The organism is Tatumella sp. JGM130, assembly GCF_018257525.1.
Taxonomy (GTDB): domain Bacteria; phylum Pseudomonadota; class Gammaproteobacteria; order Enterobacterales; family Enterobacteriaceae; genus Tatumella; species Tatumella punctata.
Window position 1 is genome coordinate 20,248 of sequence record NZ_JAERJS010000025.1, and the last position, 13,533, is coordinate 33,780.

The following is a 13,533-nucleotide window of genomic DNA, read 5'->3' on the forward strand; positions in this document are numbered from 1 at the left end:
CGCCCGTTACCCGGCCAGTACTCCGTGGCCGGCTGCCACGGTGCCACAAGGCTGTAACTGGACGACCCCCTGTTCAACTCTGACAGGGTAGGCTGCCACTGAGTAATTTTCATCTTCCAGACACCAGCCATCCCGCAGACGAAAATGCTGTTTTTTCAGCGGACTGGCGACCCATAACTCCCTTTCATGCTCTGCGATAATCCCTCTGCTCAGTACACTGGCCCCGAAAAAAGGGTCGATATTACTGATAGCAAAGACCTGCGGGTCTGCTGAGGGACGGAACAGGGCAATTTGCTGGTCATTTAACAGTGCACAGACTCCGGTCGCCGGCAGGATATCATCCAGCTGACATATGTTAGTCCAGCAACTCATGGCTGTTCCTCCTGAATAACAACGGGAATACGTTCACTGACGGTCGCTGGCCGATGCTGTTGTCCCTCCGGCACCATTTGTACCAGCATGTCCCGCCGGGCACTGTTGACGAAGTGATGGAAACGTAGCTGTGCCTCTGGCCGGCGCAGTGTTTCTTTCCATTCACAGTTGAAACGGTCTCTCAGTAACTGCAGATCCGCCTCAGACTGCTCAGCAATATTCAGTTCATCATTAATAATTACTTTTTTCAGATAGCCGATCCCGCCCTGCAGGTTTTCCAGCCAGACCGAGGTACGTTGCAATTTATCGGCAGTACGCAGATAGAACATCATAAACCGGTCGATATAGCGGACCAGTGTCTGTTGATCCAGGTCGGCGGCCAGTAAATCGGCATGGCGTGGTTTCATCCCGCCATTACCGCACACATACAGGTTCCATCCTTTTTCGGTGGCAATAACGCCGACATCTTTACTCTGGGCCTCTGCACATTCACGGGTACAGCCAGATACCCCGAATTTCATTTTATGCGGGGTACGGATGCCTTTATAACGGTTCTCCAGCATCACACCGAGCGAGGTACTGTCACCGACACCGAAACGGCACCAGCGGCTACCGACACAGGTTTTCGCCATACGCAGCGCTTTGGCATAAGCATGGCCACTTTCGAAGCCTGCGGCGATCAGCTGTGTCCAGATCGCCGGCAAATCGTCTTGCTGCACCCCGAACAGGGCGATACGCTGTGAACCGGTAATTTTGGTATATAACCTGAACTCACTGGCAATATCGCCCAGAACCTGTAATTGCCGTGGTGTGATTTCTCCGCCTGCAGTCCGCGGGATAACCGAATAAGTGCCATCTTTCTGTATATTTGCGAGGAAATTATCGTTGGAGTCCTGTAACGGAACTAACTCTGGTTGCAGAATATAGTCATTCCAGGCGGAAGCCAGCAGGCTGGCAATCACGGGTTTACATACCTCACAGCCGTAACCGCGACCATACTTGCTCAGCAAGCCGTCAAAAGTGGTTATCTGACCGACCCGAATCAAATGAAATAACTCCTGGCGGGAGTAGGGGAAGTGTTCGCACAGGTGATTATTAATTTCAATACCCTGGCGTGACAGTTCGCTATTCAATACCCGGGTTAGCAGCGGGACACAGCCTCCGCAGCCGGTACCTGCTTTGGTGGCGGCTTTCAGCGCCGCGACCGTATGGCAACCCTGTTCAATGGCTTTAATCAGGGCACCTTTGGTAACATCGAAACAGGAGCAGATTTGTGCGCTGTCGGGCAATTTATCAACGCCCATCGCCGGAGTATCTCCGCCAGTGGCCGGCGGAAGGATCAACTGACCGGGGTTCTCCGGCAGTTCGATATCATTCAGCATCAGTTGTAACAAATTACTGTAGTCGGAGGTATCTCCGACCAGCACAGCACCCAGTAAATGGCGGCAGTCTTCGCTGACAATCAGCCGTTTATAGACTTCTTTTATCTCATCAAGATAGACAAAACTCTGGCTGCCCACTGTTCTGCCGTGCGCATCGCCGATCCCGCCAACATCCACGCCGAGTAATTTCAGTTTGGCACTCATATCCGCACCACTGAAGACCGCCGGATGACCGGTTAAATGCTCAGCAGCCACCCGTGCCATTTTATAACCGGGGGCTACCAGCCCGTAGACATGTGTATTCCAGCAGGCACATTCGCCGATGGCATAAATATCAGGATCACTGGTCTGGCAGTGGTCATTAATCAGGATACCGCCTTTTTCGGCGACAGCCAGCCCGCATTGTCTGGCAAGACTGTCCTGAGGACGGATGCCGGTAGAAAATACAATAAAATCGACTTCCAGCTGAGTGTCATCAGCAAACAACAGGGTTTTTCGTGCCTGCTCTCCCTGCTGGACAATCTGTCGGGTATTTTTACCCGTATGCACTGTCACGCCGAGCCGTTCTATCTTTTTACGTAACAGCTCGCCGCCCATAGGATCAATCTGTTCCGCCATCAGTACTGGCGCGAATTCTATAACATGTGTTTCGGTCCCGAGGTTTTTTAAGGCCCCGGCGGCCTCAAGGCCAAGCAGCCCGCCACCGATAACGGCACCACGCTTGCTGCGTAATGCACAGGCTTCGATGGCGTTAAGATCTTCTATGGTCCGGTAAACAAAACAATCAGGGGTATCACTGCCTTTAATCGGCGGGATCCATGGTCGTGAGCCGGTGGCGATAATCAGTTTGTCATAACCGACAATACGCCCCTGACCGGAACTGACTTCTCTGCGCTGCCGGTCGACAGTTAAGGCCCTCTCTCCGATCAGTACTCTGATCTGGTATTTCTGATAAAAGCCTTCACGAACCAGTGATAAATCTTCTGCTGTGTGGTGTGAGAAATAAGAGGAGAGGTGAACACGGTCATAAGCTACGCGGGGTTCTTCACAGAAAACCGTTATCTCAAAATTACCGGCGGGATTTTTGTCGATTAACTCTTCAATAAACCGATGGCCCACCATCCCGTTACCAATCACACAGAGTCTGATATTACTCATTATGGCCTCACCGCAATTATTGAACGCTGACTCTACGACGGCACCGCAAACAGCACATTGATGCAAATCAAATGCATCTTTTGTTGGTACGGCAAAAATTCTCCTCAGGACGGATAAAGATAAGTTGATGTTATTAGTTATCGGGGATTCGCGGCATCGCGGGTCGCCAGTTTATCCGTCAGTGCCTGTCGGTATCTGTGGAGAACAATTGACTGTTTTTGACAAAAATTGATAAAAAGCCAGATTAATAGCTATTTATCGGCTTAATGTGTAAGAGAATTCCGTATTGTAAGTGGATGCCTTGCCAGAGAGATTATTGGCTGCTAGGTTTAATTCACAAGCAAAAACAAGGAAAACCATGATGAAAAAGACATTAACTGCTGTAGCAATTTCTATGACTTTCTTCACAGCGCATGTATTTGCAGAAACAACCAGCCAGCAACTGCAGGAGCAGACGCAGCAACTGAAGAACAAAACGTCTGAGACGGCAGAGCAGGCAACCAACCGTACCACTGAAGCTGCCCACAAAGCAGAACACCGCCTGCAGGAAAAAAACCAGCAGACGGTTAATAAACTGAAAAATGGCGGCAACAGCAAAAGCGATGCCCTGAAAGAAAAATCTCAAAAGGCCTGGAATCACACTAAAGAAGGTACTGAGAAAGGCTGGAATAAAACCAAAGAGACGACTCATAAAGCCGTCAATAGTACCGAAGAAGGCGCAACCAAAGCATGGAATAAAACCAAAGATGCTGCGGCAGATGCCAAAAAATCAATCGCAGAGAAAACCGGCAATTAATTCGCCTGTCAGAGACAGAGACTGAATATTGCGATGAAACCCCGCCCTGCTGATACAGGGCGGTTTTTTTTGAGGGTGGTGGTTATTTCAGGGTGTCGCTAATGGTCTGCCGGAAAGGCGTGGCAGGACGGCCAATCAGCGTGCTCAGTGTATGACTGTCATCAAACAGACCACCCTGCGCGGCCCCGGCATCAGAATCAGCCAGCAGATCAGCCAGTGCATCCGGCAGGCCGGCTTGTTTCAGTGCCGCCGCAAACGCATCCGCCGTCAGGTTCACATACTCTACGGCCACACCACTCTGACGGGCAATTTCTGCACTGAACTGTTGCAGCGTCCAGCTCTCATCACCGGCCAGCTCATAGACTTTTCCTGCCTGATTATCGTCAGTAATAACCTTCGCGGCAGCCTCGGCATAATCCTGGCGTGAAGCTGAAGATATTTTTCCTTCACCGGCAGCACCAATAAAGGCGTGATGGCTGAGGGCGGGGGCAATACTGGCTGCATAGTTCTCGCTATACCAGCCGTTGCGTAGCAGGGCGTAATCGATCCCCGAGCGGGCGAGAAGCGCTTCTGTCGCCCGGTGCTCTGCCGCCAGCCCCAGAGGAGAACTATCGGCATGCAGCAGGCTGGTATAGGCGATAAATTTTACTCCGGCCTGTTTTGCTGCATCAATCACCGCTCCGTGCTGAACTTCACGCTGACCTATTTCGCTGGAAGAGATAAACAGCAGTTTTTCCGCGCCTTTTAATGCCGGTGCCAGAGTTTCCGCGCGGTTGTAATCTGCTTCACGCAGGGTGATACCGGCCGGTAACTGTGGCGCAGCGGCCGCAGGATCCCGTACCAGGGCAATCAGTTCACTGGCAGGCAGTGTTTTCAGTAGCTGGTGGATAATTTTCCGGCCCAGCTGGCCGGTAGCTCCGGTAATAGCGATCATAATAGCCTCTCTTTTTAATAAATACGGCGACATATGGGTACTATAAAAGCTAAGCTTACTTTTAGTAAGTACTTACAAAAAGGTTAGTCTGGAAAATGTCAAACAACCTGCATCAGAAATATATGCGTGGTGAATTACTGAATTCGAATTGCCCTTCCCGGGATATGCTGAAAAGGATAACCAGCCGCTGGAGTGTGCTGGTATTGCTGGCACTTAAACAGGATGTATTACGTTTTAGTGAATTGCGCAGAAAAATTGGCGGGGTCAGTGAACGTATGCTGGCGCAGACTTTACGTAATATGGAGCAGGATGGTTTTATTACCCGTAAAGCTTATGATGTGGTCCCCCCGCATGTTGAGTACTGGCTGACGCCGCTCGGACATGAAGCGGAACAGAAGGTGGTTGGTCTTGCTGACTGGCTGGAAGACAATGTTCAGCGAATACAGCAAAACCGCGACAATTTTGAACGCCAGACGCCGGATGATACGCCCTGATCAACGGCCTGCGGGAAAAAAGACATAAAATGCGATCTGTTGCCGGGGTGTTTGTTTATTACGCATTAATTTTAAAAGAATATTTAATTTATTTATCCCCCGAAGGGCCGTGGCTTTCCTGACTGAAGGGTATTTTCCTTGCGCTTAAGATATATCATAGATAGATTATATAATCTCAAATGAGAATCATTAACCATGCCGTTGCCGGAAAGGCACCAACGGAAAATAGCTACGCGGGGATCTTTTATGTCTGCATTATTATCTTCAGGGCGCGCTCTGCCAAAACGGGTCAGAAATGAACTGCGTTTTCGTCAGATAGCCGTACAGAGTAAACAACTGATTGCCGGAAAGTTCTGGCGTATTACATTTTGCGGCCAGCAACTGGCCGGTTATCATTCGCCAGGCTTTGATGACCATAGCAAAATTTTCTTCCCCGACCCGCAAACCGGAGCGCTGTTATTACCGGAGGTCAGTGATGAAGGGATAGTCTGGCCAGACGGAGAACGTCCGGTCTCCCGTGACTATACCCCGCTGTATTTCGACGGGAAATCCAGCCTGACCCTCGATTTTTATCGTCACGAAAGCGGTGTCGCCAGCCAGTGGGCTGAGCAGGCAACCGCAGGTGACCAGCTGGCAATCGGCGGACCTCGCGGGTCGATGATTATTCCCGTGGATTACCGGGTACAGGTACTGGTATTTGATGAAACCGGAATGCCGGCAGTGCAGCGGCGCTTAGCCGAAACCACGGCTGAACAACTCTTTCTGCTGGCCTTTGCCGATCAGCAGCTGGTAAACAGTTATCTGCCGGAACTACCAGCCAGTAGTGAACTGACCTGTTTTGGCGGTCCGGCGATCAGCCCCCGGACTCTTGAACTTTGCCGGCAGAAACTGGGGTCATTGCCGCTGCCGGAAGATGATTATTTTATCTGGCTGACCGGTGAAGGTGAGTCGGTAAAACAACTCAGTGACTATCTGACTGAACAACGCCAGTGCCATCCTGGCCTGGTACGGGCTGTGGCTTACTGGCACCGCAAAAGCTGATAATAGCCTCTGCTGACAGCCGGCAGGGGAAAAGGATACCGTTACCATGAATATTGCTAAATCCGGTTTACTCCAGCGTCGCCGGCGTGAAAAAATTCTGGATGCTGCAGATATCCGGTTACTGATACTCAGTTTTTTACAGCAGCAACCGGCCCATGGATATGAACTGATTAAAGCCGTCGAAAATCTGGCCCGCGGAGAATATACCCCCAGCCCGGGGATTATTTATCCGGCACTGATGTTGCTGGAAGAAATGGATGCCATCGTCCCGCAACATCCCGGCGCGGGGCGTAAAAGTTACCAGCTGACAGGTTACGGGCAGCAGTTACTGACCGATGGTGCAGCACAATTAGAAGAAATCTCGGCCCGTCTGAAAATGCTGGCAATTGTCGGCAGGAACCGCAACATTCCGCAAATCGAGCGGGCAGTCCATAACCTGAAAATGGCTCTGCACACACGGCTTGCGGAACCGTCTTTATCCACGGAAACGCTGTATGCAATAATCGATGCTCTGGATGATGCTGCCAGACGAATAGAGCGCAGTTAAACAACGTGATATTCACCGGCTGTCAGTGCGGACACTGATTATCCCGCCTTTTGCGGCCAGTTATTCATTTATTCTGAACCTGACTGCCGCGTTTCCGGCCGGCAGTCGACGACCAGCCGGCCACGGACCCGGCCATAAAGTAGGTCATCGGCCCCGCCGATAGCGGCCGCCAGCGGGATGATTCGGGTCATTTTCTCGAAACTGTTATGGTCATAGACGGCCGCCAGCCGTTGCCATGCTTGTTGCCGTACCGCCAGCGGGCACATAACACTGTCGACACCCGTCAGAGTTATCCCCCGCAAAATAAAGGGGGCAACACTGGCAGGAAGGTCAAGGCCCTGGGCCATGCCACAGGCCGCGACTACACCGTTTCTGGCGGTGGCGGCCAGAACATTACTTAACGTATAGCTGCCAACCGTATCGATCGCTGCAACCCATTGCTCTTTTGCCAGAGGTTTACCCTGTGTATTCAGAGTATCCCGCATAATAATCCGCCCGGCACCGAGTGTATTGATCAGATAGTCGCTTTCTTCCGCCCGGCCGCTGCTGGCAATAACCCGGTAACCGGCCCGCGACAGCAGCCAGACGGCAATACTGCCGACGCCACCGCAGGCACCGGTGACCAGTACCTCTCCCTGTTGCGGGGTGATGCCGTGCTTTTCCAGTGCCATCACACACAGCATAGCCGTCAGCCCCGCAGTACCGATCGCCATAGCACTGACAGGATCCAGAGGAGCGGGTAGCGGCACCAGCCAGTCACCATTGACGGCGGCCTTTTCTGCCAGACCGCCCCAGTGATGTTCACCCGCTCCCCAGCCTGTCAGTATCGCTACATCGCCGGGTTGCCAGCGGGGATGCTGGCTGGAGATGACTTCACCGGTAAAATCGATACCCGGGACCATCGGAAACTGACGGACAATCGGTGCCCGGTTAACTATCGCCAGAGCATCTTTGTAATTAAGGCCGGAAAATAAAACCTTCAGCAACACCGTCTCCGGTGGTAATTGTGCTTCCTGTAACTGACTCAGGGTCGTCCGATACCCTTGCTCATCCTTATCGATCACTATTGCCTGAAACATATTTCCCCCGGATAACGGTATACGCCCTGGCAAAGAAAGCCTGGCGGATAAGCTGTGAAATACATAATGCAGCATATCAGTCCCGCTGATCGATAGAAATCAGGCCATTTACAGGAAAACGAAATCCTTTTATGAATATCTGTTCAGTGCCGGGAGCGGATGCCATTGAGGAGATACTGTTACCCTGGCAAACAGGTTGCTGATTCTATTCGGTGTGATCACTATTGCTATCGACTATACGATCAGGAATGGTGTGATTATCGGTCTCAGTTTTATAGCAGTGACTCACTGTGCAGGACGATTGTACGGGTCTGAGTCTGCGAAGAGTGAGGAGCAGACCTTCAGATATCTCCCCGTATCAAAACAACGTCCTTACCGGACGGTATAGCCCATTTTTACCGCAATATATGGTTTACAGGCACAAGGTTCAGGATACGGATACCTGCTACCAGAGGTATCATCAGGCTTTTTAGCCGGTACTGAGGAAATCAGCTGTCAGTGAATATAAAGTCAAAAAATATGTCTTTTTATTTCCTGTTGTTTATTTTACTTCTTTATTATCAATATTTTGTGTTTTTATTGTCTGGTGATGTTGAATATTGTTGCTTGCCTGGGCCGGGGAAAGGTGACATGATAATCGCCGTTTATTTTATGCCACCATCGACTGCCCCGTGAGGATATTACGGTGAACATTACTGCCTGTTCTGCTCGTAATCTTATCACCCGCACACACTGTGTTGCCGGGATAAAGGGTGCCTGCCGGAAACCTCTGTTCTTTACCATTCGGTGACGCCTGCCAGTGGCTGCCTGCTGGATATGAGTAAAAACAGAAACGGTTCTGATTTTACTGATGTCTATCACCCTGAACTGAACCCTGTTCTCAGCCCGATATCTGACATTATTCGCCGGGGATATGTCCCCATGCTGTGCCTTTGTGCACCCACTCATCCTTGACCTTTGGGGATTTGTGTTATGACTCCTATGAAAATTGCGGCCAGTGCCGCGCTGATTCCGGTAATTGTTTCCGCTCGTCCGCTGGTGGCACTGGAAGATACTGACTTTACTGATGTTGCTGCGGTAGTGCTGAGCAGCACGGATGCCAGTAAGGCACTGCTTTCGTTGCTGGAACGCAGCGGGTTTAACTTACCGGTATTTGTCGGTGGTGAATTAGCGCCGCAGATCAGCGACCGGACAGAATACAGGGAATATCAGCCCGATGAAGAAGGGCATATGGCCCTGGAGCAGGCTGCCAGCGAATACCAGCAGACTTTACTGCCGCCTTTCTTCGATACCCTGACCCGTTATGTTGAGATGAAGAACAGTACTTTTGCCTGTCCCGGCCATCAGGGCGGTGAATTTTTCCGTAAGCACCCTGCCGGGCGGCAGTTTTATGATTTTTTCGGAGAAAATATTTTCCGCTCAGATATGTGTAATGCGGATGTCCGGCTGGGGGATCTGTTAATCCATGAAGGGTCGGCCAAAGATGCCCAGAAGTTTGCCGCCAGGGTGTTTAATGCAGATAAAACCTACTTTGTACTGAACGGTACTTCCAGCGCCAATAAAGTGGTCACTAATGCGTTACTGACGCCCGGTGATTTAGTGTTATTCGATCGTAATAACCATAAATCCAACCATCACGGGGCACTGATTCAGGCCGGAGCAACTCCCGTCTATCTGGAAGCGGCGCGCAACCCGTTTGGTTTTATTGGCGGAATTGATGCCCGCTGTTTCGATGAAGATTACCTGCGTAAGCAATTGCAGCAGGTGGCACCACAGCGGGCGCAGGCGGAGAGACCTTTCCGGCTGGCGATTATTCAGCTGGGCACCTATGACGGTACTGTCTATAACGCCCGTCAGGTGGTGGATAAAATTGGTCATTTATGTGATTACATCCTGTTTGATTCTGCCTGGCTGGGCTATGAACAGTTTATTCCGATGATGGCCGACGTTTCGCCTTTACTGCTGGAACTGAATGAAAATGATCCGGGGATCTTTGTCACCCAGTCGGTACATAAACAGCTGGCAGGGTTTTCACAGACATCACAGATCCATAAAAAGGATAACCATATCCGTGGTCAGCGACGCTTCTGTCCTCATAAGCGGTTAAATAATGCGTTTATGCTGCATGCGTCGACCAGCCCGTTTTATCCGCTGTTCGCGGCACTGGATGTCAACGCCAGAATGCATCAGGGTCAGGCCGGGCGCCGGCTATGGCAGGAATGTGTCAGGCTGGGGATTGAGGCACGTAAAGAGATCCTGTCACGCTGCCGGATGATCAAACCTTTTCTGCCGGAAAAGGTCGACGGCCAGCGCTGGGAAACGATTGCCACTGAAACACTGGCTGCTGATCGTCGCTATTTCAGTTTTGAACCTGAGGCCAGCTGGCATGGTTTTGCCGGTTATGCTGAAGGGCAGTATCTGGTCGATCCTTGTAAATTGCTGCTGACGACACCGGGCATTAATGCTGCCAGCGGGGAATACAGTGATTTCGGTATTCCGGCCACTATCCTGGCCCATTATCTGCGGGAAAACGGCATTGTGCCGGAAAAATGTGACCTGAACTCGATACTGTTTCTGCTGACTCCGGCAGAAAGTGCCGGGAAAATGGCTCACCTGACAGAGATGCTGGTGCAGTTTGAGCAACATGTTCAGCAGGATGCCTTACTGGAAGATGTCCTGCCGACGGTTTATCGTAAATATCAGCAGCGTTATCAGGGATATACTCTGCGGCAATTATGCCAGGAAATGCATGATCTCTGTGTCAGCTGGCAGGTTAAAGATTTACAGAAAGCGATGTTCCGTCAGCAAAGCCTGCCGGTTGTCAGAATGAATGCACAGCATGCCCATCATCGGTATTTGCGTGGTGAAGCGGAACTGGTCGCACTGGCCGACGCTGAAGGCAGGATTGCCGCAGAAGGGGCATTACCTTACCCGCCAGGGGTACTCTGTGTTGTCCCCGGAGAGCAGTGGGGCGGGGCGGTGCAACGCTATTTCCTGGCACTGGAGGCCGGGATAAACCTGTTACCGGGATTCTCACCTGAATTACAGGGGGTATATATGCGTGAGGATGCAGACAATATTCAGCGTCTGTATGGCTGGGTGCTGTTGGCTGAAAATAGCTGAAAACAGCCTGAGACTGCCGGTGGCGGCGAATCTGCCACCGGCAACCCGCTTAATAACGGTAGTAACCGCGCTGGGCGTTATTCACTTTATACAGATAGCGGCGTGACTCCATCGCCGGGTGATTAGTGACCAGAGTCTGGTAAACCTGATCCGGCGACATTCCATTGATAATCGTGAAAGCACGATCTTTACTGGCCGAAAAGATCCGTAACACACTGCCTGCACCGCCATTATAAGCGGTGATTACGGCGTAACGCCGTGATACCGGGTTATTAATCCCTGACAGATAAGTATTTTGCAGTAACGATAAATAGGCAGTCCCGGCATCAATATTATTTGCCGGGTCCAGCAGATACCCCCGGCTCGGCTTGCCCCATTTACCTTTCATACGGAACACATCGACCCCGGCGGTATGCTGCACTACCTGCATCAGCCCCAGGGCATCAGAGTTACTGACGGCATAAGGGTTAAAACTGGACTCGATCTGCATAATCGCCAGAATCAGTGATGAATCGACACCGTATTGTTCAGAAGCCTTACGCACCAGCGGCAGATATTTATGCGCCCGCTTGTTCAGGTGGTTAGGCACCATCGGGATGGTGACAGACCAGATAACATGCAGTCCGGACATCCGGCGCTGTAGTTTATTCTTCAGCAAATAGTCAGCAAAACTGGCGGCCCTGCCTTCCCAGCGGATAGAGCGACCGGTGTTATCCAGCACTTCGCCATATAACAGAGGTTGCTGGCTGAGCTTAATATCGTTGGCGTCCGAGTAAAGATCGACATTTCCCGGATTCTCGCCCACCAGTAACGTGGTGATAATTGCCTGCCGCAGGCTGGCCATCGGATCGGTACCGGCAATGGTCTCGATAGTAATGTTACCGCTTTCAAAGTTGATATGACTGCGGGTATAGTAATTATCGCTATATTTTACATAGTCCTTGGGCCCGGCAATCAGTACCTCATTGATCCCCCAGATATTCTCAATATTGTGGGCAAACTGCCCCATCAGAATGTCAAAACCATTGGTGTCTTTGACCCAGTCCTCATTAAAAGCCGGAGGCTTATGGCCGGAGCAGGACACCAGTAACGGAGCAATCAACAGTAGCGGGTACAGTTTTTTCATTTTTTCTGTTTAGCTGATTGTGGGTCGGGGAGGTTTCGCCGGAAACCGCTGTCAGGGGGCCGGAGGCGTATAGCCTTCAATATGTACATCTTTGCCTTCGAACAGGAAGCTGACCATTTCCTGTTCCAGCACTTTACGATCTTCCGGATTCATCATGCTGAGTTTTTTCTCATTAATCAGCATCGTCTGTTTGGTCATCCACTCCTGCCAGGCGGGTTTGGAGATTTGCTGGAAAATACGTTTGCCCAGCTCGCCGGGATATAACTGAAAATCCTGCCCTTCAGCTTCGCGTTGCAGATAAGTACAAAAAATTGTGCGGCTCATTATTCTTCCTCGTTTGGCTTACGCGAGTGTAAAACCAGTTGTTGCGGGTGTTTCAGTTCGTTTAGCAGACGCTCAACCGGGGCGGCCAGTCCGACCTCGGGAGCACGGGTTAAGTTATACCAGAGACTGTTGCTTTCATCCATCAGAGAGCCGAAGCGGGGCTGGTTAAGATAGCAGGGCACAATATCCAGATGAAAGTGGCTGAAGGTATGACGAAATGCGGTCATCTGCTGTACGGTGCCTGAAATCCGCTGTTCAGCAAGCCAGTGCTGTAACCCTTCTTCATTATCAAACTGCGGGAAACAGTACAATCCGCCCCAGATCCCCACCGGAGGCCGTTGCTGTAACAGCACATTTTCACCCTTTTGCAGCAATAAAAACCAGGCTGTTTTTACCGGCAGTGTCTTTTTCGGTTTTTTCCCGGGATATTTTTCCCACGAATGATGGGCATGGGCGATACAACCGGACTGTAACGGACACAGCTCACACTTAGGCCGTGAACGGGTACATACCATGGCACCGAGATCCATCATTGCCTGATTAAACTGGCTTACCCCGCAGGCCGGAGTAACCTGCTCACTTAGCTGCCACAGACGTTTCTCGACCTCACTCTTGCCGGGCCAGCCGTCTACGGCATAACAGCGTGCCAGTACCCGTTTTACATTGCCATCAAGAATGGGATAATGCTGGCCCAGCGACAAGGACAGGATCGCCCCGGCTGTTGAGCGGCCAACGCCAGGTAAATCTGCGACATCGTCGAAGTTTTGTGGGAAAATCCCGTGGTGTTTTTCGACCACCTGACAGGCCGCTTTATGTAAGTTTCGGGCGCGGGCATAGTACCCCAGCCCTGTCCACAGGTGCAGAACTTCATCCAGCGGGGCCGCCGCCAGATCGCTGACCGTCGGGAAACGGGCCATAAAACGCTCAAAGTAAGGGATTACCGTGGCAACCTGGGTCTGTTGTAACATGACCTCGGATAACCAGACTTTATAAGGCGTTTTTTGCTGTTGCCAGGGCAGGGTCTTGCGGCCGAATTTCTGGTACCAGTCGAGAGTATATTGCGCAAATTGCGATGATTGCATCATGATCGCGATTAATTTCCACCAAAAGCTGACAAGGGGCAGGAATTCCAGCACAGACCTGCCACACTGTAAACA

General features: G+C 51.2%; 12 protein-coding genes. 5 read left to right on the forward strand and 7 right to left on the reverse strand.

The genetic code is table 11. The annotated features are described in order from the left end of the window. Nucleotides 1–6: 6 nt before the first annotated feature. A complete protein-coding gene (nirD, locus tag JK211_RS12065; RefSeq protein ID WP_212708932.1) occupies nucleotides 7–372 on the reverse strand; it encodes a nitrite reductase small subunit NirD in 366 nt (121 codons plus the stop codon). Further along, nucleotides 369–2,912 carry a nitrite reductase large subunit NirB gene (gene nirB, locus JK211_RS12070; RefSeq protein WP_212708933.1) on the reverse strand — a complete coding sequence of 848 codons (2,544 nt, stop codon included), beginning with the start codon at nucleotides 2,910–2,912 and terminating at the stop codon, nucleotides 369–371. The genes nirD and nirB overlap by 4 nt, the downstream gene beginning before the upstream one ends. 292 nt (nucleotides 2,913–3,204) lie before the next feature. On the opposite strand from nirB, the gene JK211_RS12075 reads away from it, so the two are divergent. After that, complete coding sequence (locus JK211_RS12075; RefSeq protein ID WP_212708934.1) at nucleotides 3,205–3,708, forward strand: hypothetical protein; 504 nt, start codon at nucleotides 3,205–3,207, stop codon at nucleotides 3,706–3,708. A gap of 82 nt (nucleotides 3,709–3,790) precedes the next feature. Here the strand turns inward: JK211_RS12075 and JK211_RS12080 are convergent, their stop codons facing one another. Continuing rightward, entirely contained in the window at nucleotides 3,791–4,642 is an 852-nt protein-coding gene (locus tag JK211_RS12080) for an SDR family oxidoreductase (protein WP_212708935.1), read from the reverse strand. 95 nt (nucleotides 4,643–4,737) lie between these two features. On the opposite strand from JK211_RS12080, the gene JK211_RS12085 reads away from it, so the two are divergent. The 3 genes from JK211_RS12085 (at nucleotide 4,738) to JK211_RS12095 (ending at nucleotide 6,724) form a co-directional block, all read left to right on the forward strand. Next, nucleotides 4,738–5,136 (forward strand): helix-turn-helix domain-containing protein, encoded by a 399-nt coding sequence (locus JK211_RS12085; RefSeq protein ID WP_212708936.1) that lies wholly within the window; start codon nucleotides 4,738–4,740, stop codon nucleotides 5,134–5,136. 246 nt (nucleotides 5,137–5,382) lie between these two features. After that, nucleotides 5,383–6,177: a siderophore-interacting protein gene (locus JK211_RS12090; protein WP_212708937.1), complete on the forward strand. Its 795-nt coding sequence runs from the start codon at nucleotides 5,383–5,385 to the stop codon at nucleotides 6,175–6,177. Between the two features lie 46 nt (nucleotides 6,178–6,223). Continuing rightward, complete coding sequence (locus JK211_RS12095; protein WP_212708938.1) at nucleotides 6,224–6,724, forward strand: PadR family transcriptional regulator; 501 nt, start codon at nucleotides 6,224–6,226, stop codon at nucleotides 6,722–6,724. Nucleotides 6,725–6,792: 68 nt separating this feature from the next. Here the strand turns inward: JK211_RS12095 and JK211_RS12100 are convergent, their stop codons facing one another. After that, entirely contained in the window at nucleotides 6,793–7,803 is a 1,011-nt protein-coding gene (locus tag JK211_RS12100) for an MDR family oxidoreductase (protein ID WP_212708939.1), read from the reverse strand. A 981-nt stretch (nucleotides 7,804–8,784) separates the two neighbouring features. Between JK211_RS12100 and JK211_RS12105 the strand changes: the two genes are divergently transcribed. Continuing rightward, the gene (locus JK211_RS12105; protein WP_371734631.1) at nucleotides 8,785–10,926 is read left to right on the forward strand and encodes an ornithine decarboxylase; all 2,142 of its coding nucleotides are present in this window, start codon (nucleotides 8,785–8,787) and stop codon (nucleotides 10,924–10,926) included. A 49-nt stretch (nucleotides 10,927–10,975) separates the two neighbouring features. Here the strand turns inward: JK211_RS12105 and mltC are convergent, their stop codons facing one another. The 3 genes from mltC to mutY are packed head-to-tail and all read right to left on the reverse strand — an operon-like array spanning nucleotide 10,976 to nucleotide 13,461. Further along, the gene (gene mltC, locus JK211_RS12110; RefSeq protein WP_212708941.1) at nucleotides 10,976–12,052 is read right to left on the reverse strand and encodes a membrane-bound lytic murein transglycosylase MltC; all 1,077 of its coding nucleotides are present in this window, start codon (nucleotides 12,050–12,052) and stop codon (nucleotides 10,976–10,978) included. Between the two features lie 51 nt (nucleotides 12,053–12,103). Then, the gene (locus JK211_RS12115) at nucleotides 12,104–12,376 is read right to left on the reverse strand and encodes an oxidative damage protection protein (RefSeq protein WP_212708942.1); all 273 of its coding nucleotides are present in this window, start codon (nucleotides 12,374–12,376) and stop codon (nucleotides 12,104–12,106) included. Beyond that, on the reverse strand, nucleotides 12,376–13,461 hold the full coding sequence (gene mutY, locus JK211_RS12120) for an A/G-specific adenine glycosylase (RefSeq protein WP_212708943.1): 1,086 nt from the start codon (nucleotides 13,459–13,461) through the stop codon (nucleotides 12,376–12,378). The genes JK211_RS12115 and mutY overlap by 1 nt, the downstream gene beginning before the upstream one ends. Nucleotides 13,462–13,533 lie beyond the last annotated feature (72 nt).

Bases quoted from the DNA above. Each gene is read 5' to 3' on its own strand.
- JK211_RS12090 (WP_212708937.1), top strand. From the start codon at position 5,383: ATGTCTGCATTATTATCTTCAGGGCGCGCTCTGCCAAAACGGGTCAGA.
- mltC (WP_212708941.1), bottom strand. From the start codon at position 12,052: ATGAAAAAACTGTACCCGCTACTGTTGATTGCTCCGTTACTGGTGTCC.
- JK211_RS12085 (WP_212708936.1), top strand. From the start codon at position 4,738: ATGTCAAACAACCTGCATCAGAAATATATGCGTGGTGAATTACTGAAT.
- JK211_RS12115 (WP_212708942.1), bottom strand. From the start codon at position 12,376: ATGAGCCGCACAATTTTTTGTACTTATCTGCAACGCGAAGCTGAAGGG.
- JK211_RS12080 (WP_212708935.1), bottom strand. From the start codon at position 4,642: ATGATCGCTATTACCGGAGCTACCGGCCAGCTGGGCCGGAAAATTATC.
- nirD (WP_212708932.1), bottom strand. From the start codon at position 372: ATGAGTTGCTGGACTAACATATGTCAGCTGGATGATATCCTGCCGGCG.
- JK211_RS12105 (WP_371734631.1), top strand. From the start codon at position 8,785: ATGAAAATTGCGGCCAGTGCCGCGCTGATTCCGGTAATTGTTTCCGCT.
- mutY (WP_212708943.1), bottom strand. From the start codon at position 13,461: ATGATGCAATCATCGCAATTTGCGCAATATACTCTCGACTGGTACCAG.
- nirB (WP_212708933.1), bottom strand. From the start codon at position 2,912: ATGAGTAATATCAGACTCTGTGTGATTGGTAACGGGATGGTGGGCCAT.
- JK211_RS12100 (WP_212708939.1), bottom strand. From the start codon at position 7,803: ATGTTTCAGGCAATAGTGATCGATAAGGATGAGCAAGGGTATCGGACG.
- JK211_RS12095 (WP_212708938.1), top strand. From the start codon at position 6,224: ATGAATATTGCTAAATCCGGTTTACTCCAGCGTCGCCGGCGTGAAAAA.